11 protein-coding genes are annotated in these 19011 nt (G+C 67.1%); all 11 read right to left on the reverse strand.

Annotated features, from left to right (window positions below):
- Positions 1-25 precede the first annotated feature (25 nt).
- On the reverse strand, positions 26-793 hold the full coding sequence (locus tag AC1POX_RS10675; RefSeq protein WP_008576048.1) for an RNA polymerase sigma factor FliA: 768 nt from the start codon (positions 791-793) through the stop codon (positions 26-28).
- Positions 790-1674, reverse strand: coding sequence for a MinD/ParA family protein (locus tag AC1POX_RS10680; protein WP_005918202.1), 885 nt, complete (start codon positions 1672-1674; stop codon positions 790-792). Before AC1POX_RS10680 ends, AC1POX_RS10675 begins: the two co-directional genes overlap by 4 nt.
- A complete protein-coding gene (flhF, locus tag AC1POX_RS10685; RefSeq protein WP_277575063.1) occupies positions 1661-3361 on the reverse strand; it encodes a flagellar biosynthesis GTPase FlhF in 1701 nt (566 codons plus the stop codon). Before flhF ends, AC1POX_RS10680 begins: the two co-directional genes overlap by 14 nt.
- A 673-nt stretch (positions 3362-4034) precedes the next feature.
- A complete protein-coding gene (gene flhA, locus AC1POX_RS10690; protein WP_029828960.1) occupies positions 4035-6107 on the reverse strand; it encodes a flagellar biosynthesis protein FlhA in 2073 nt (690 codons plus the stop codon).
- Positions 6108-6124: 17 nt separating this feature from the next.
- Positions 6125-7255 carry a flagellar biosynthesis protein FlhB gene (gene flhB / locus AC1POX_RS10695; protein WP_008572477.1) on the reverse strand — a complete coding sequence of 377 codons (1131 nt, stop codon included), beginning with the start codon at positions 7253-7255 and terminating at the stop codon, positions 6125-6127.
- Positions 7256-7408: 153 nt separating this feature from the next.
- Positions 7409-9496 carry a putative bifunctional diguanylate cyclase/phosphodiesterase gene (locus AC1POX_RS10700; RefSeq protein WP_029819346.1) on the reverse strand — a complete coding sequence of 696 codons (2088 nt, stop codon included), beginning with the start codon at positions 9494-9496 and terminating at the stop codon, positions 7409-7411.
- 270 nt (positions 9497-9766) lie between these two features.
- Complete coding sequence (locus AC1POX_RS10705) at positions 9767-12688, reverse strand: diguanylate cyclase (protein WP_277575064.1); 2922 nt, start codon at positions 12686-12688, stop codon at positions 9767-9769.
- Positions 12689-13068: 380 nt separating this feature from the next.
- Positions 13069-16020, reverse strand: coding sequence for a diguanylate cyclase (locus AC1POX_RS10710; RefSeq protein WP_372357122.1), 2952 nt, complete (start codon positions 16018-16020; stop codon positions 13069-13071).
- Between the two features lie 201 nt (positions 16021-16221).
- Positions 16222-17013, reverse strand: a complete 792-nt coding sequence (gene fliR / locus AC1POX_RS10715; RefSeq protein ID WP_372357123.1) for a flagellar biosynthetic protein FliR — start codon at positions 17011-17013, stop codon at positions 16222-16224.
- Positions 17014-17026: 13 nt separating this feature from the next.
- Entirely contained in the window at positions 17027-17296 is a 270-nt protein-coding gene (locus AC1POX_RS10720) for a flagellar biosynthetic protein FliQ (protein WP_005917968.1), read from the reverse strand.
- An 868-nt stretch (positions 17297-18164) separates the two neighbouring features.
- Complete coding sequence (gene fliP, locus AC1POX_RS10725) at positions 18165-19010, reverse strand: flagellar type III secretion system pore protein FliP (protein WP_005921349.1); 846 nt, start codon at positions 19008-19010, stop codon at positions 18165-18167.
- Position 19011 lies beyond the last annotated feature (1 nt).

A 19011-nucleotide genomic window follows, 5' to 3' on the forward strand; every position in this document is an offset into this window, starting at 1 on the left:
TAACACGAAAAATTACGCGAAAAATTCAGTCGTCGACTTCGACGCCGGCATCGGCCAGTTCGAAGACTTTGAGGCGGCCACGCAAACGCACCACCGCCTGGCCATGGATCTGGCACACGCGCGATTCGCTGACGCCCAGCACGGCGCCGATTTCCTTCAGGTTCAATTCCTGTTCGTAGTACAGCGACAGCACCAGCTGCTCGCGCTCGGGCAATTGGCCGATGGCCTTGCCCAGCTCGCGACCAAATTCGCCACGCTCCATCATCTGCTGCGGGTTGGGGCCACCCTTGGCGGTGGTGTCCAGCTCGCCGTGATCTTCGATGCGCGATTCCAGGCTCAGCACCTGGCCACGTGCGGCATCTTCCATCAGACGCAGGTAATCGGGCAGCGGCATTTCCATCGCGGCGGCCACTTCGGTGGCGGCGGCGGCGCGGCCGGTGTTCTGTTCGATCTTGCGCACGGCGGCGGCAGCGTCGCGGGCGCGGCGGTGCACCGAACGCGGCACCCAGTCGCCCCTGCGAATCTCGTCGATCATCGAGCCGCGGATGCGGATCGAGGCATAGGTTTCGAACGAAGCGCCCTGTTCGGAGTCGTAGCTGCGCGAGGCTTCGATCAGGCCGATCATGCCGGCCTGGATCAGGTCGTCCACTTCCACGCTGGCCGGCAGGCGCGCCGCCAGATGGTGGGCGATGCGGCGGACCAGGTCGGCGTGCTGGGTCACCACGTCGTTGGCGTTGTTGCGCTGCACGGCGCGGTACTGCGCGCTGGCCGTGGTTGCGGTAGCGGTGCTCATGCGGCCACTCCCCGTTGGATGATGCGTTCGACAAAGAACTCGACGTTGCCGCGCGGCACGGTCGGGGCCTGCCAGCGCGAGGTACGGCGTGCGATTTCGGCGATGGCCTGCGCCGACGGACTGGCGGGGTAGGCCTTGATGACCGGTTGCTGGCGCTGCACCGACAGGCGCAGCCAGTCGTCCTGCGGCACATGGCCGAGATAGTTCAGCGACACATCGCCGAGGAACTTTTCGCACACGCGCGAGAGCTTGTCGTACAGCAAGCGACCTTCGTTGGGGTCGCGCACCATGTTGGCGATGATCTGCAGGCGGTCCACGCCGCGTTCGCGCGAGAGCACCTTGATCAGCGCGTAGGCGTCGGTGATCGAGGCCGGCTCGTCGCAGACCACCACCACGGTGTCCTGGGCGGCCTGGCAGAAGGTCAGCACGCTGTCGGTGATGCCGGCGGCGGTATCGATGACCATCACGTCCAGGTCGCGTTCCAGTTCGGAGAACACGTTGACCAGGCCGATGTGTTGGGCCGGGGCCAGTTCGGCCATGTGGCGGCGACCGGAGGCGGCCGGCACCACCAGCACGCCGCCGGGGCCTTCGATGATGACTTCATCGAGCGTGCAACGGCCGGCAATCAGGTCGGCCAGGGTGTACTTGGGCGCCAGGCCCAGCACCACGTCCAGGTTGGCCAGGCCGAGGTCGGCGTCCAGCAGCAGCGTGCGTTTGCCCATGTCGGCAAGCGCCACGGCCAGGTTGGCGGAGATGTTGGTTTTCCCCACGCCGCCCTTGCCACCGGTCACGGCAATGGTGCGCACCGGGCCCAAAGGCTCGGGACGGGTCGCCGACAGGGGGAAGGCGTTGGTCAGCTTGGCGTATTCACGCGACTGCATGGTTGTGCTCCGGAGTACAGGGCTTATCGGCAGCGCGCCGCAAATCTTCAAGGCGAAGAACGAGACTGGCGGCATTGGCGCGGTGCAGGTCGTCAGGGACCCGCTGTCCGTCAGTCACCCAGGTGATGGGCATTTGGTGGTCGACCACCACCGACAAGGCGCTGCCGAAGCGGCCGGTCTCGTCGAGTTTGGTCAGCACCACGCCTTGGGGCTTGGCGTGGGCGAAGCGGCGTACGACCTCGTCGAGGTCGGAAAAATGGGCGTTGGCAGGCAGTACCAGCAGCGAGGTGACCTGCTGGGCGGCACGCAGCCAGTTCAGCTGGGCGGCCAGGGCGCGGTCGCGCTGGCCCATGCCGGCGGTGTCGATCAGCACCAGCTTGTAGTCGCGCAGGCGCTCGAGCAGGTCCAGCAGGCTTTCGGCGCTGTCGGCCTCGTGCACCGCGATGCCGAGCTGGCGGCCGTAGCTGTGCAGCTGTTCGCGGCCGCCCACGCGCTGGGTGTCGGTGGTGACCAGGGCCACGTCGCGCGGGGCGTGCTGGGCGGCAAAGCGCTGGGCGAGCTTGGCGATGGTGGTGGTCTTGCCGGCGCCGGTCGGGCCGACCAGGGCGATGACGCCGCCACGTTCCAGCGGGTCGACCGGGGACACTGGCAACCGCTTGGACAGCAAGCCCAGCATCAGGCCGCGGCCACGGTGCAATTCGGTATCGGCCGGGATCTGCAGGGCGATATCGCGGGTCAGGCCGGCGTCGAAGCCGTAGTCGTCCATCAGTTCCAGCGCCTGGGCGCGCACCGGCGAGCCACGCAGGCGCTCGTCGGTGAGGCGGTTCATTTCGCGCTCGATCATCTGCCGCATCAGCGCCAGCTCACCGCGCAGTTGCTTGAGTTCTTCGTCGTTCTGCGGGATCGGCGCGGCCGCCACCGGCACTGCGGCCAGCGCAGCGGGGGCGGGCGGGGCGACCACGATCGGCGGCAGCGCGGCCGGCGGCAGGATCTGCGGAAGGGCGTCGTCCAGATCGAAGTCGGCTTCGTCGGCGAAGGCGTCGTCGTCCTGGCCTGCGGCAGCAAACGCCGGGGCGGTGACCGTTGCCGCCGCGACCGGCGCGGGCGCCTGCACCGCCGTGGCCGGGACGGCCGGGCGCTGCACCGGGGCCGTGGTCAAAAAGTCGGCGAACAACTGTTCCGGTACGGCCGACAGCGCGTGTTCCTGGCGCGGCGCGGCGGTGACGGCAACCGCGTGGGCGAGTGCCTGGGCAGCGGGCGAAGGAATGCTGGCGGTACGCACCGGCGCGGCGACCGGCGCCTGGCGCGGCACGCTGACCGGCTGGCGCAGCGCCATGGCGGCAATCATGTCGTCGGCGGCGCTGGCGACGCGCTGGCGCTGGCTTGCCTCGGCGTCGGCAGACGGCTTGAGCAGGGCGTGCACCGGTGCAGCGGGCTTGGCCGGGGCTTGCGGGGCAGGCGCCGGCTGAGCGGGAGCCTGCTGGTGCTGTGCGGTGGCCGGGGTGTCGGAGCGCGCGGTTTCCAGGGCGCGCTGCACGAGCTCTTCGTCGTAATTGCTGGCAGCGACGATCTCGATGCCTTCGGCGGTGCGACGGTTGGACAGGATCACCGCGTCCGGGCCGTGTTCTTCACGCACCATGCGGAATGCGGTGCGCATGTCCGGGGCGACAAAGCGTTTGATCTTCATACGAAGTGCCTCCAGGAACGGGACCCGCCGGACGCCGGACGGGTGTGCGATGAATGTGGGTGTGTTGCCAGCGTCATGAGTTGCCTGTCCCGTTCGTTCGTCCAGTTCCGCAGCGGTGGTGCTGGCTGTGGTCTCGGCAGAGCTAATGCATGCGGTGTGCCAAAACGCGGTGCCAGGGTTCCGGCGCGGGGCGCCGGAGCATCAGGGCGGGGTGGGCGCTGTGCGTCTGGCCCGGTTGGAAGGTGTCAAGTCACTGAATCGATTGACGTTTTTCCGGGGCGGTGCGGCGCTGGCGTCTTTCTGCGGACCGCTGCACTCGCAGGCCGGACGTCTAGCCGGGCGCATCGGGAACGCCTCGCAGCGGCCAGCGCCATGCAATCGATTGGAGATCCGGGCCGGTGGCGGCTTTCCGACGCCGGGTGCGGTGGTCGGTTGCGGCAGGTATCCATCGCTGGCTGGCATGTCGGCCGGGCACGGGAATGGCTTGGTAGGAGCGCACTTGGGCGCGACGGGCTGTCCGGTAAAGGCGGTCGCGCCCAGGTGCGCTCCTACGGTGGTGTCGGGGCGGATGGCATGTTTCCCGGTCGCCTTGGATGTCGTAGGAGCGCACCCGGGCGGGACTGGCCGTCCCGGCAAGCCCGGCTGGGGATGGGTGCGTTGTGGTTGGGCGGTCTCAGCTGATCGTGCCGACCAGCTTCAGGCGCTTGTCTTCTGGCACTTCGCTGTAGGCCAGCACCGACAGGCTGGGCACGCTGTGGCGCACCAGACGGGCCAGTGCGGCGCGCACCTGTCCGGGCACCAGCACCACCGCCGGTTCGTTGCGGGCTTCCTGCTTGCCCACGCAATCGGCCAGGCTCTGGTGCAGGCGTTCGGCCAGCCCGGGCTCCAGCGCCACGCCGTTGCCGTGGGTGGATTCCTGCAGGACGCGCTCCAGCTGCGGGGCCAGGGTGAACACCGGCAGCTCGGCCGACATGCCGGCGATCTCCTGCACGATGAAGCGGCCCAGCGAGGTACGCACCGCGGCGGTGAGGGTGGCCGGGTCCTGGCTATGCGGGGCGTGTTCGACCAGCGCTTCGACAATCTTGCGCAGTTGCCGCACCGGAATCTTCTCGATCAGCAGGTTCTGCAGCACGCGCACCACCACCGACAGCGGCAGTGCCTTCGGGGTGAGGTCTTCGACCATCTTCGGCGCGGTCTTGGCCAGCGTGGCCAGCAATTGCTGCACTTCTTCATGGCCGAGCAGTTCGGGCGCATGCTCGCGGATCAGGTGCGACAGGTGGGTGGCGACCACGGTCGCCGGGTCGACCACGGTGTAGCCCATCGATTCGGCATAGGCGCGCTGGTGCGGCTGGATCCAGGTGGCGTCCAGGCCGAATGCCGGGTCCTTGCCGGGGATGCCGTCGAGCTGGCCGAGCGCACCGCCCGGGTCCAGTGCCAGTTCGCGATCGGAATAGATTTCTGCGGTGGCCACCGGCACGCCATGCACCAGTAGCCGGTAGGCATTGGCCGACAGTTCCAGGTTGTCGCGGATATGCACCGGCGGCACCAGGAACCCGATGTCCTGGGTGAGCTTGCGGCGCACGCCCTTGATGCGCGCCATCAGTTCGCCGCCCTGGTTCTTGTCCACCAGCGGGATCAGCCGGTAGCCCACTTCCAGGCCCAGCGGGTCGATCGGGCGCAGCTCGTCCCAGCTCAGCTCGGCGCTGGCCTGGGCGGCGGTCGCCGCGGCCGCCGCCTGCGGATCGGCCGCCGGATCGCCGGACGCCGGCTTTGCGAGGCTGCGCTTGTACAGCTTCCAGGCGATCACGCCCAGGACCAGGCCCAGCGTCAAAAACGCGACGTTCGGCATGCCGGGCACCAGGCCGACCAGGCCGAGGATGGCCGCAGCCACCGCCAAGGCGCGGTGCTGGCCGAACACCTGGCTGACCATGGCCCCGCGCATGTCCTGCGCACGCGAGGCGCGGGTCACCAGCAAGGCGACCGAAGACGAAACCAGCAGGGCCGGCAGCTGCGCCACCAGGCCGTCGCCGATGGACAGCAACGTGTAGGTGGAGGCGGCATCCATGAAGCTCATGCCGTGCTGGAGCATGCCCACCGCCATGCCGCCGATGAGGTTGATGAACAGGATCAGGATGGCGGCGATGGCGTCGCCGCGGATGAACTTGTTGGCACCGTCCATCGCACCGTAGAAGTCGGCTTCCTCGCGCACTTCCTCGCGGCGGGCCTTGGCCTCCTCGCGCGTCAGCAAACCGGCGTTGAGGTCGGCGTCGATGGCCATCTGCTTGCCGGGCATGGCGTCCAGGATGAAGCGCGCGGTCACTTCCGACACGCGTCCGGCACCCTTGGTGATGACCACGAAATTGATGATGGTCAGGATCGCGAACACCACGATACCCACGGCGTAATTGCCGCCGATCACGAACTGCCCGAAGGCCTCGATGACCTTGCCGGCGGCGGCGTGGCCGTCCTGGCCGTTGATCAGGATCACGCGGCTGGAGGCGACGTTCAGCGCCAGCCGCAGCATCGTGGTCATCAACAGCACGATCGGGAAAATGGTGAATTCCAGCGGGCGCTGCACGTACACCACCGCCAGCAGCACCATCAGCGAGATGGCGATGTTGAAGGTGAACAACGCATCCAGCACCGGTGCGGCCAGCGGCACCATCAGCATGGCCAGCATGGCCATCAGGGCCAGCGGGGCGCCCAGGCCGTTGCGCAGCAACTCCATGACGCGGCGGGCATTCATCGGGGCGGGGCGGGCGCTCATGCGCTGGCTCCCTTGCCGAACTCATCCACCTCGAGCGAGGGCAATTCCGGCATCGGGCCGCCGTTCCAGCCACGCAGCTGGTAGACGTAGGAGAGCACCTGGGCCACGACCGAATAGAGTCTCACGGGAATTTCCTTGCCGATTTGCGCTTCCCTATACAAGGCGCGTGCCAAAGGCGGGGCAGTGACGATCGCCACCCGGTGCTGCTCGCCGGCTTCGCGGATGCGGAAGGCCATTTCGTCCACCCCCTTGGCCACCACGATCGGGGCGCGCATCTTGCCGCCTTCGTACTTGAGCGCCACCGCGTAGTGGGTCGGATTCATCAGCACCACATCGGCCTTGGGCACCGCTTCCATCATCTGGCGCTGCGACATCTGCATCTGCATCTGGCGGATGCGGCCCTTCACTTCCGGGCTGCCCTCGCTTTCCTTCATCTCGCGCTTGATCTCTTCGCGCGTCATCTTCAGCTTCCGCAGCCAGTTCCACTTCTGGTACGGCGCGTCGATGGCGGCCAGCAGCACCAGCGCGCCGGCGGTGTAGAACAATAGGCTCTTGGTGAAGTCCAGCCCGTTGCCGATGGCCTGTTCCAGCGGCTGGTTCACCAGCGAGCGCAGGCCGTGCAGGCCCTTGGAAATGCAGAAGCTGGCGGCCAGCCCGACAAACAGCAGGCGCAGCACCGACTTGATCAGCTCAGCCAGGCTGTTGCTGCCCCACATGCGCTTGATCCCGTTGGCGGGGTTGAGCTTGCTGAGGTCGGGCATGATGGCTTTGCCGGAAAAGCGCAGGCCGCTCATCATCAGCGGGCCGGCCAGCCCGGCAGCCAGGCAGATGCCGATCAGCGGCAGCATCACCCACAGCAACTGCAGCAGCAGATCGCCGAAATGGCCGAACAGCGCCATCGGGGTCTCGCGCAGCTTCGGGTCCGGGCTGAGCGCGGTCTTCATCCACACCGCAGCGCCATCGCCGATGCCGCGGGCCAGCACCATCAGCGCGAATACGCCGGCACCGAACACCGCTGCGGTCGACAACTCGCGCGATTGCGGGATGTTGCCCTGCTCACGGGCCTCGCGTAGGCGTTTTTCGGTGGGAAGCTCTGTACGCTCGCCGCCGTCTTCGGACTCGGACATGGAGGTGCCGGTGGGGGATTAATCCAACCGATGCAAGCGGCGTTCCAGTTTGTGGAGCTGGGAATCGGGAATCGGGATTCGGGATTCGGGATTCGGAAAAGCGGTGGCTGCGGGTTGCACCGTAGGCCAGACGCCGGGGCTGCAGCGAGCGGCTCAGCTGGCCAGGCGGCGCGGGCCGTCGCGCTGGGCGACCACGGTGGCGATGAAACGTTCGGCGTCCATCGGCCGGCCCAGCAGATAGCCTTGCAGCTGGTCGCAGCCCAGCCGTTCCAGGGTGTTGCGCTGGGCGAGGGTTTCCACGCCTTCGGCCACCACTTGCAGGCGCATGGTGTGCGCCAGCGCGACCACGGCCGCCACGATGGCGATGTCTTCGGCGCTGCCGTCCATGGCCTGGACGAAACTGCGGTCGATCTTGAGCTCGTGCGCCGGCAGCTTGCGCAGGTAGAGCAGGTTGGAATAGCCGGTGCCGAAGTCGTCGATGGCAATGCGCACGCCCAGCGCGTTGAGCTGGCCCAGGGTGCGCAGGCAGGCCTCGGCGTCGCGCATGGCCATGGTTTCGGTGATTTCCAGGGTGAGCTGGCCAGGGGCCAGCGCATATTCGCTCAGCGTGGTGGCCACTTCGTCCAGCAGGCTGGGCGAGGCCAGCTGGAGGGCCGACAGGTTGACCGCCACCCGCCAGTCGCCGTGCCCGGCCTGCCGCCAGTCGCGCATCTGGCGGCAGGCCTGCCGCAGCACCCAGCTGCCGAGCAGGCCGATCATGCCGCTGCGTTCGGCCAGCGGAATGAAGCTGTCCGGCGGCACCAGGCCGCGCTCGGGGTGCTGCCAGCGGATCAGCGCTTCGGCGCCGATCGGGCGGCCGTCCTCGGCGCAGTACTTGGGCTGGTAATGCAGCACGAACTGCCCCAGTTCCAGCGCGCGCGGCAGTTCCTGCAGCAGCTGCAGGCGGTCGCGGGTGGTGGCCGTCATCGAGCGTTCGAAAAAGCTGTAGCGGTTGCGGCCGGCATGTTTGGCATGGGTCATTGCCGCATCGGCATGCGTCAGCAGCTGGTGCTCGCTACCGGCGTCTTCCGGGTACAGCGCAATGCCAATGCTGCTGCTCAGGCGCAGCTCGTGGTTGGCCACCAGGAACGGCACTGCCAGCGCCTGCACCAGGTGCGCGGCCAGCGCAGCGGCATCTTCCGGGTCGGCGATGTCGGCCACCAGCACGAATTCGTCTGCGCCCAGCCGCGCCAGGCTGCCATGCGCGCGCCGGTGCGCGTTCAAGCGCTCGGCCACCACCACCAGCAGGCGGTCGCCCAACGCATGACCATAGCCGTCGTTGATCACCTTGAACCCGTCCAGGTTGATCAGCATCACCGCAAAGCGCTGCCCCTGGCGCTGGGCGCGTTCGATGTTCTGCACGAGATGCTCGTGCAGCAGGATGCGGTTCGGCAGCCGGGTGAGTGGGTCGTGCAGCGTGGCCAGTGCCAGTTCGGCATTGGCCTTGGCCAGCGACTGCGCCAGCACATCGGTGCGCTGCTGAAAGCGGCGCGACAGCAACGAAATGACCAGCGCCAGCATCAGCAGGACCAAGGTCACCAGCACCACCACCGCCGTCAGCCACGACAACGGCAGATGCGTATCGGCCACCGCGCCACATACGCTACCGGGCGCGAACCGGGCGGCGGCCATGCCGGTGTAATGCATGCCCACGATGGCCACGCCCATGATCGAGGCGGCGATCAGGCGCAGGCTGGAGCGTTGCCCATCGTGGCGCAGCCGGAACGCGATCCACAACGCGGCGGCAGAGGCGCCGATGGCGATGGCGATCGACAGCCCGAACAGCAGCGGGTCGTAGCGAATGGCCGGCACCATGCGCAGCGCATCCATGCCCATGTAATGCATCAGCGCAATGCCCAGTCCCATCAACAGCGCGCCCAGGCCCAACCGGAGCAACGGCAGGTCCGCGCGCGAGGTCAGCCAGAGCGCCAGCGCCGAGGTCAGGATCGCCGCCAGCATCGAATAGCACGTCAGCGCCAGGTCGTAGCCGACCGGAATCGGCAGGCGAAACGCCAGCATGCCGACGAAGTGCATCGACCAGATGCCGATGCCCATGGCAATGGCGCCGCCCACCAGCCACGCGGCTGCGATGCCGCCACGACTGGCAGTGGTGCGTGCGGCCAGATACAGCGCGGTGTAGGAAGCCAGCACGGCCACTACCAGCGACAGCATCACCATGCCAGGGTTGTAGGTTCCGACCACCTATCCACTTCCCACGTCGAAAGACGCGTTGCCCAAGACCTAGCGACCCCTTGGCCGACTTCTTGAGCGCGGGGAAGCGGCCAAGGCCATCAACCCAGCGTTGCCGCCAGAGACGGCACGCTCGAAGGTCCTGCGGCCGCCCTGCGTGCGCTGTCGGCGTACCCAATCACGGCATGGTCGCGCATCGACTGCCGGCGCGCCGTGGCTTGCCGATGAGACGCGTGCGCTGCCTGCCTGCGCGTGCCCGCCGGGCCTGGCCGCCTGCGCGGCTCATGCCACCGAACTTTCCGGTTCCTCCGGCTCGATCCGGTTACGGCCGGAGCGCTTGGCCCGATACAGCGCCTCGTCCGCACGCGCCAGCAGCGAGGCGGCGGTGTCGCCGACACGGAACCAGGACACGCCCACCGAACAGGTCACCTGCAGCGGGCGTGCGGCGCCCACCTCGTAGGGCGCAATGCTGAGCGCTTCGTGGATGGCGCGCAGCCGGTGCTGGCTCTGTTGGCTCATGCCTGGCAGCAACAGCAGCAATTCTTCGCCGCCGTAGCGGCCCACCTTGTCCGAATCGCGCAGGCAGGCGGTCAGCCGCGCGCCCACCTTGGCCAGCACCGCATCGCCGACCAGGTGCCCATGTTCGTCGTTGACCTGTTTGAAGTGGTCCAGATCGATCAACACCACCGCCAGCGGATGCTCGCCGTGCGCGCAGCCCTGCAGTTCTTCGGCCATCGCTTCCAGGATGCCGGAACGGTTGAGCAGGCCGGTCAGCGCGTCGTGGCTGGCCTTCAAGGCCAGCGCCGCACGTGCGTTTTCCAGTTCGCGTTTTTCGCGCTCCAGCTGGTAAGTGCGCTCGGACACCAATTCGGCCAGCATGCGTTCGCGCGCCACCAGATGGCGGTGCCGCCAGCGCCACAGGCCGATCAGCAGGCCGCCGCCGATCAACACGTACAGCGCGATCGCTGGCGGGCTGCGCCACCACAGTGGTGCGACCGCGAAGGGCAGGTCGGCGATCGGCGAGGCGGTGCGACGGTAGCGGTCCAGCACCTGCACCTGCAGGCGGAAGTGCCCGGAAGGCAGCGGTGGCTGGTCGATGGACAGGTTGTCGCTCTGGATCCATTGGTCGTGCAGGCCGAGCAGGCGATAACGCACCGTCAGGCGGCTGGGGTCGTCATAGACCTCCATCGTCGACAGCTCGATGTGCAACGGCTTGTCGCTCCAGCCCAGCAGCTGCCCGCGCTGCACCGGCATGCCGCCGCGGCTGACGCTGTCGATGCGCACGCTGGGTTGGCGTTCGTCGAACAGGCGCGCCGGGTCGCTCACGTGGCTCACCCCGCGTGCGGTGCCGATCCACACCGAACCGTCCGGATCTTCGGCGAACGCGGCTTCGGAAACGTCATCCCAGATCAGCCCCTGCGACTGCGACAGATGCGCCCAGCGCTCGCCGTCGTAGACTTCGACGCCGCGCGCATGACCCACCCAGACCCGGCCGAAGCTGTCGCTGCGCAGCAGGTACACGCCGACATCGCGCAGCGCCTCGTCGCTGATTTCCTGCAGGTCCAGGCCGTCGTGCAACAACATGCCGTGCCACAGGCCGGGGCGATAGAACGCCAGCCACACCTCACCGCTGTCGCTGATATGGAACTTGGCGATCCATGGCTCCGGCGCGCCGCCGTTGACCTTGACCCTGACCTTGGACCACCGCCCATCGCGCAGCTGAAACAAGCCGTTGGAGCTGGAAACCCACAGCGTGCCGTCGGCGGTTTGCTGGATGTCGGTGTAGGCGATGGCAGGCACGTCGGCCACGGCCTGCATGCTGCCGCCGTCGAGCGGGTGTTCGATCACGAACAAGCCGCCGGCGCTGAGCATCCATAGCCGGCTTTGGCGGTCGATCAGCAGGCGGCGCGCAGTGCGCGGCAACTTGGCGATCTGCGCGCTGCGCCCATCCGGCCAGGTGCGGCGCAGGAAACCGGCCGAATTGAGCGTCCACAAGCTGCCGTCTGCGCTGCGCTGCATGCCTACGACCTGGATCCCGGCGCTTTGCAGGGCCGGGACGAAGCGCTTGTCCGGCTCGGCCTGGCGGCCGATGCCGTGCTCGTTGCCGACCAGCAGTGCGCCCTGCGTGTCGCGGGCGATCGACCAGGTCGGCGCGGCCGGCATGCCTTGCGAAGCGTCCCAGTTTTCGATCCATTCGTAGCCGGCCCAGCGCACCAGACCTTCGCCGTCCACGGTCATCCAGATATCGCCATCGCGGTCCACCAGGATCGCGTCGCTGCTGCCGGGCGGTAGCCCATTGTCCGCGCCGAAAGTGCGCCAGTGGCCGTTTTCCCAACGCGCCAGGCCGTCGTTACGACGCACCAGCACGCGTCCTTCGCTGTCCATCACCAGTGCCGCCGGCCGCCCGACCGTGCTGCCATCCAGCAGCGGCAGCGAGCGAACACTGAAGGCACTCGCCCCGCGTGCGCGATAGAGCAGGTTGCCCGCACCGCGCACCCACAGCCCGCCGTCGTGGTCGCGCAACACGCTGTACCACCGGTCGTCCGGCACCCCGTGTTCGGGTCCGAATACCTGCACCTTGCGCTGCGCATCGATGGCGCACAGCTTGCGTGCGCAGCCCACCCACAGCGTGTCGCCGTCCACCGACAGGCTCAGCGACTTGGACAACTCGGGAACGCGTACGCGGGTTGCGGTGTCCAGCAACGGTTCGCTGTGCCAGCGATCGTTGGCGCGGCCCTGCAGGATTTCCAGCGTGCCGCCATTGGCCAGCACCGTGCCCCAGGGCAGGCTGGCGAGCTGCATCTGGTCCCCCAGGTGCTCGGCTTCATCGGGCTGCAGTTTGCGGAAGCCGTGCTCGTCGCCGACGAACAGGGCCTGGAAGCCGGCCACCCATAACCGCCCATCGGCGGTTTCGGTGATCGAGGTGGTGGGCTCGTTGCGCAGGCCATCCAGCGGCACCTGTTGGAAGATGCGCCCGTTGTAGCGATACAGCCCGCTCTCGGTGCACACCCACAGCAAGGTGGCGCGGGTCTGCAGCAGGCAGGTACCGGCAAGCCCGAGCAGGCCCTGGTCGTGGGCATAGCGGCGGATGCTGGCGCTTTGCGCACCGGCCAGGTCGGCCAACGACAGCAATGCCAACAGCACCACGACGGCAAACGGTGCACGCCGGTGCGACGACCTCCATTGGCGGTGCTCGAACCCCACGGACGTTGCAGTCTCCCACGCATCGGCAATGCGGTCCGCGCCCCTCGCGCGGTGTCTCAGGCTTGCCTCGGCAGCCCCCCATCGCAGGCTGCATTGGAATCACTAGCGGCTGCCAACGCGTAATCCTTTAATGCTTCAGCGAGCACGACGGCGTGAGGAACTGGCATACGCGGCTGGTTGCTGGCGTGTTGTAGGACGCAGGTCACATGGGTGCGCAAGCGCGATTCACCTGTCGTCCCTGCCGAGCTTTTGCATGGCGCGGTACTGGGCAGGCACAGGCTTGCGCTTGACCAGGCGTTGCAATCGATTGTCGGCGCTTGTGCGTCTCCGGCATGCGGGTCGAACGGGTGCAACGCGCGGCAAGCTCAGCTGCGCTGCCGTCACACCTGATCGAACGCATCCAGCGGCACGTGGTCGTAATCGACGCGATTGCGGCCACTGCGCTTGGCCCTGTACAGCGCCGCGTCGGCGCGAGCCAGCAGTTGCTCGAGCGTTTCGCCACGCTGGAACCAGGCCACGCCGACCGAACAGGTGACATGCAGCCAGCCGCCATCGATGGGGTAGTCGCCGCAGATGCCGTGGTGCAGGGCGTCCAGCCGATGGGTGGCATCCAGGTTCAGGCCTGGCAGCAGCGCCAGCAATTCTTCGCCGCCATAACGGCCGATGCGGTCCTCGCCGCGCATCAGCGTGTCCATGCGGCGGCCGACCCCGGCCAGGACGGCGTCGCCGGCCAGATGGCCATGCTGGTCGTTGACCAGTTTGAAGTGGTCTAGATCGATCAACACCACCGCCAGCGGACGCCCGGTGTGTTCGGCGTGCAGCAGCATCTCGCGCAACGCGGCCAGGATGCCGGCGCGATTGAGCAGGCCGGTGAGTTCGTCGTGGGTGGCCTTGAGCGAGAGTTCGGCGCGCGCCGCTTCCAGATCGCGCTTGTCCTGTTCCAGCTCGGCGGTGCGCTTGGCCACCAGTTGCTCCAGTTCGCGCTTGCGTCGCAGCAGTTTGGCGGTGCGCCAACGCAGCAGCGCGATCACCGCCGCGATGCTCAGCAGCACGTACCCGACAATCGCCGGAACGCCCCGCCACCACGGTGGCACCAGCTCGAACCCGAAGCGGGTGATCGGGCTGCTGCTGCGCTGGTAGGCATCCATTGCCTGCACTTCCAGCGTGTAACTGCCTGGCGGCAGCAGCGGGTAGGTCAGGTGGCTGAGCGAGGTGCTGGTCCAACTGGCCTGATGGCCTTCGACCCGGTACCGGAAGCTGATGCGGTCCGGGCCGCCTTCCGCCCCCGGGGTGCTGAGCTCCACATCCAGCGGCACCTGCGACCACTCCACCCGGGATTGCGGCAGCAGCGGTTGACTGCCGCGGCGCACATGCAGGATGTCCACCCGCAGCGGCGGTGCGGCGAACAGGCGCATCGGATCCAGCAGGTGGGTCAGGCCACGGCTGCTGCCGAGCCAGACGCTGCCATCGGTGTCTTCGAAAAATGCATTGGCCGACATGTCGTCCCACAACAGCCCTTCCGTGCGCGTGGCCCGCGACCAACGACCGTTCTGGTACACATCCAGGCCCTGGCTGCTGCCCAGCCACAGCCGGCCCTTGCTGTCGTGGCGCAGGATGAAGGGCATCACCCGCGCCACCAGCGGGTCGTCCACGGCGGCAAGCGTCAGCACGCCGTCGGCCTGCAGCCGGCCATGCCACAGCCCGGTATCGCGCAGCGACAGCCAGACCTCGCCATCGGCGCTGAAATCGAGCAGGAAGAAATCCTGGCTGGGCAGGTCGCCGCGCACCTGCACGCGCTGCCAGTTGCCGTCTTTTGCCTGCAGGAACAGGCCTTCGCGCGTGCTGGCCCACAGCCGCCCCTGCGGATCCAGGTCGATATCGCCCACGAAGGCTGCCGGCAGGGCCGTTTCGCGCTCGGCCCGCAGCGGCGTGCCGCGCTGTACGCGGTACAGCCCACGCGGGGTGGTGATCCACAAGGTGCCGGCCGTATCGAACATCAGCCTGTTGATCGGCAGGTCGAGCTGCAGCACATCGGTGGTCTTGCCGCTGCGCGGGTCGCGCCGCGCCACGGCTCCGGACGAGCGCGCCACCCAGGCCGCACCATCGTCCGGCGACAGTGCAATGGAAATGGATTGCAGCAGGGGTTGGCCGTTCTCCAGCGTCCACGGCTGCATGCGCCCGCTACGCGGATCGAGCATATTGGAACCGGCATCGCCACCGACCAACAGCTCACCGCTGGGCAGTCGCTGGCTCACCCAGGTCGGCGCTTCGGCCAGCCCCTGGCTTTCGTCCCAGTGTTCGACGGTGCCGTAGCCCAGCCAGCGCTGCACACCCAGGCCGCGCGTGCCGATCCACAGGTGGCCGGTGCTCTGCATCATCAACGGGCCAACCATGGGGCTGATCTGCAGCCCCTGGCTTTGGCCGAAGTAGCGCCAGTGGTCGCCTTCCCAGCGCACCAGGCCGCGGTCCGAACGCGTCAGCAGGCGGCCCTGCGCGTCTTCCGACAGCGTCGTGGCACCGGAGAGGGTGTTGAATCGGGTGCCCGCCGGCGCCGGACGATTGCGGAACACGCGCTCGCCGGCAGCGCGTGAGAGCACCAGGCCGCCCCCACGCAACCACAAGGTGCCCAGGTGATCGCGAAAGATCGCGCGCCATTGCCGTTCGGGCACGCCATCGTCCTCGGACAGCAGGGTGATCCTGCCGCCGGCATCGATCCGGCAGACGTGCTGGCCGCAACTGGCCCATAACGCGGTTCCATCGGCCAGCAAGGCCCTGCCGGCCGGCAAGAGGCGTCCATCGTCCAGCTGCAGGGGCAGGGGGTTAACCGACCAGCCGCCTGCGGCATTGGGCGACACCCGCAGCAGGCTGTTTTCGCTGACCACCACCACGCCATCGGCGTAGGCGGCAACGACATTGCCGCTGTCGGCACGGATCGGCTTGCCCTCGCGCAGCACCTGCACGAAGTCGTTGCCCTCGCGCACGAACAGGCCATTGGCGCTGGACACCCACAGACGTCCGGCCGCATCCAGCCCGAGCGCGCGGATATAGCGCGCATCCAGCCCGCTCTCCTTGCCGACCGGGGTGAAGTGTTCGCGTTCGAAACGGTGCAGCGCCAGCTCGGTGCCGACCCAGACCACGCCCTGGCGATCTTCGAGCAGGCTGTTGACGGTCATGCCCTGCAGGCCATCGGCCTGGGCGTAATCGCGGAAGCTGTAGGTTTGCGCCCAACTTGTGCCGCAGATCAGCACCGCCGCCAGCAACAGCCATGCCCTTGCACGCAGGCGAGCGCCTTGCAATCGCATCGGGGCCAACAGCGCAGGCACAGTAAGCATCGATTCCCGTGGGATGGGTAAGTGTTGGACGACGATACGCAGCGTCAATCGTGTAGGGGCTTTAACGGCTGCGCGGCCAGAAACTTGAGGCGTGTCACGGTTTGGAAGGGTGCAGGCGGGGCGGCCCCGTCGCAGTGGCGGCGGCGCCGGCAAGTTGGCGGCCTGCTGTGCTTGCAGTGGTCGGCCATTGTCTAGTGTGGGTCAGGCCGTCAGCTCTCTGGCGGCATCGAAGGCGGTATCGAACATGCGTTGCACTGGCGGGGCGAACTCGCTGGCGAAACTCGACAGCAGGAACAGCCCCAGCAACACCGTCAGCGGCAGGCCCAGTTGCATGGGATTCAATGCCGGCGCCGCCTTGGCCAGCGCGCCGAAGGCCAGGTTGACCGCCAGCATCGCCACCATCATCGGCAAGGCCAGGGTCAACCCGCCGCGCAGGATCTGCAGGAACAGGGTGGGCGCCACTTCGGCGAATGCGCCGGCATCGGGCAACGCGGTCCCGATCGGCAACGCCTTGTAGCTGTCCACCAGCAATGCGATCACCGCCAGATGCCCGTTGGCCGCGAAGAACAGCAGCCCGAAGCCGAGATAGAACCACTGCGCGATCACCCCCGACGTCACGCCGCGCATCGGGTCGGACATCTGCGCGAACGACAGGCCGGTGGACTGCGACACCAGTTCGCCGGCCAATGCGCCGGCTTCGAAAATAAGCTTCAGCATGAAGCCCATGCTGGCCCCGACCGCCAGCTCGCGCGCAATGCTCAGCACTGCCTGGGCGGTAAAGCCGTCCCACTCCGGCACCGGCGGCAGGATCGGCGCCAGCACCATCGCCAGCGTCCCGGCCAGCATCACCCGCACCCGTCCGGGCACCGCCCGCGTACCGATCAACGGCATGGCGGTGAGCAACGCACTGGTGCGCAGCATGGTCCACATGATCGCCCCGACCATCGCGAACGCGCGCTGGCCATCGATCACCATCTGGGTTGCAGAATCCATCCGGTCTGGCCCGCTAGCCGATCAGGTGTGGAATGCGCTGGAACAGCGCGATGGTGAACTCCACCAGATGCCCCAGCAGCATGCTGCCGGTGGCAAACAGCGTGGCCGTCAGCGCGACCGCCTTGGCCACGAAGGCGATGGTCGGCTCGTTCAACTGGGTGGCGGCCTGCACCACGCCAATCACCACGCCGACCACCAGCACGGCCAGCAACATCGGCCCGGCGATCCACAGGACGGTGACCAGGCCACCACGCAATTCAGTCAGGGCGATTTCAGGGCTCATGGGAGGTGCTGATGCAAGTAGGGTGCCAAAGGGGCGGGGATTCGGGATTCGTGGTTCGGGATTGGTTGGCGAACGGGGATCTGAGTTGCCTCGTGTTGCACTCGCTGTCGCTGTCGCTGTCGCTGTCGCTGTGCTCTGGCTTTGGTTTGCTGTTGCCTTGCTGTCGGCTTTACGGGCCCCCATACCGCAGCGGCAAGCCGGGTAGATACAACCCGAAGGGCGGCGCGCATGGATGCGCGACGTTTTTGTAAGGGACATGGATGTCCCTTACAAAAATTTCTACCTGGATTGCGGACCTGGAGCGCGCAGCGCGGAAGGCGCGAGGACGGGGTGTGTTTCTTTGGTTACTTGATCAGCCTTCGGCTGCTGTAAAGCGCTTCTTTGCACAAGCAAAGAAAATGACTCGTTCCCCGAAGGGGAGCGAAAGCCCTGTACTTGAGTTTGCTCGGTTTGCAGTTTCGTTTTTGGTGTGAGACAGAGAAATCAACGGCTTTCACGCCCTGCGGGCGCGAGTCACTTTTCTTTGCTTGTGCAAAGAAAAGTAACCAAAAGAAAGCACACCCCGTCCTCGCGCCCTCCGCGCCTACGGCGCTGCGGGTGCGCAAGTCCGGCAGAAATTTTTGTAAGGGACATCCATGTCCCTTACAAAAACGACGCGCATCCATGCGCGCCGCCCTGCGGGTTGTATCTGCCGGCCTTGCCGCTGCGGTATGGGGCCCCGGAGAAGCTAGAAGCCAAAGCGAAGCACAAAGGCAAAAAGCGGAAAGCAAAAAGCGGCAAGCGGAGCTGATGGTTGAGCAATACAACCCCGCAATGCGCAAAAATCAGTCAACTGACAAGCGCTACCGCGCGCACCGCGCGTCCACACCTACGACGCATTAAAGCTCGCAGCCAGCGTCCCCACCACCAGCACCCACCCATCCACCAGGATGAACAGCAGGATCTTGAACGGCGCGGAGATCAGCATCGGCGACAGCATCATCATGCCCATCGACATCAGCACGCTGGCCACCACCAGGTCGATGATCACGAACGGGATGAAGATCAGAAAACCGATCTCGAAAGCGGTCTTCAGCTCGCTGGTCACGAACGAGGCCACCAGCACCGGGAACGGTACTGCGTCCGGGCCAGCGTACTTGCCGTCGCCGGCCATGCCGGCGAAGGTCATCAGATCGGTCTCGCGGATCTGCGCCAGCATGAAGGCGCGCAGCGGCTGTGTGGTGAGCGTCCAGGCAGTGGAAAAATCGATCTGGTTATTGAGGTACGGCTGCAGTCCGGCGCCCCACATCTTCTGCCACACCGGCATCATCACCAGCGCGGTCAGGAACATCGCCAGGCCCAGCAGTACCTGGTTGGAAGGGGTCTGGCCGGTGCCCAACGCCTGGCGCAGCAGGCCCAGCACGATGGTGATGCGGGTGAAGGCGGTCAGCACCAGCAGCATCGACGGCAGCAGGGTGATCGCCGTCATAAGCAGCAAGGTCTGCAACGGCAGGCTCACCGGCTGGTCGCCGATGCGGCCCACGCTCACGTTCGGCAGCGACGGCAACTGATTGGAACCGGCCGGTACCGCGGCAGGGGTCGCCGCCGGTGCCGCGGCCTGCGCCATTGCCGGCAGCGCGGCCGGGCTGGCCGCGGCCAGCAGCGGGCAACTCATCACCAGCAGGATCAGCACCAGGCGCACACTGCGCCCCCAACGATTCCAACGGCTCAACATG

Source organism: Xanthomonas sp. NCPPB 3442 (assembly GCF_056725145.1).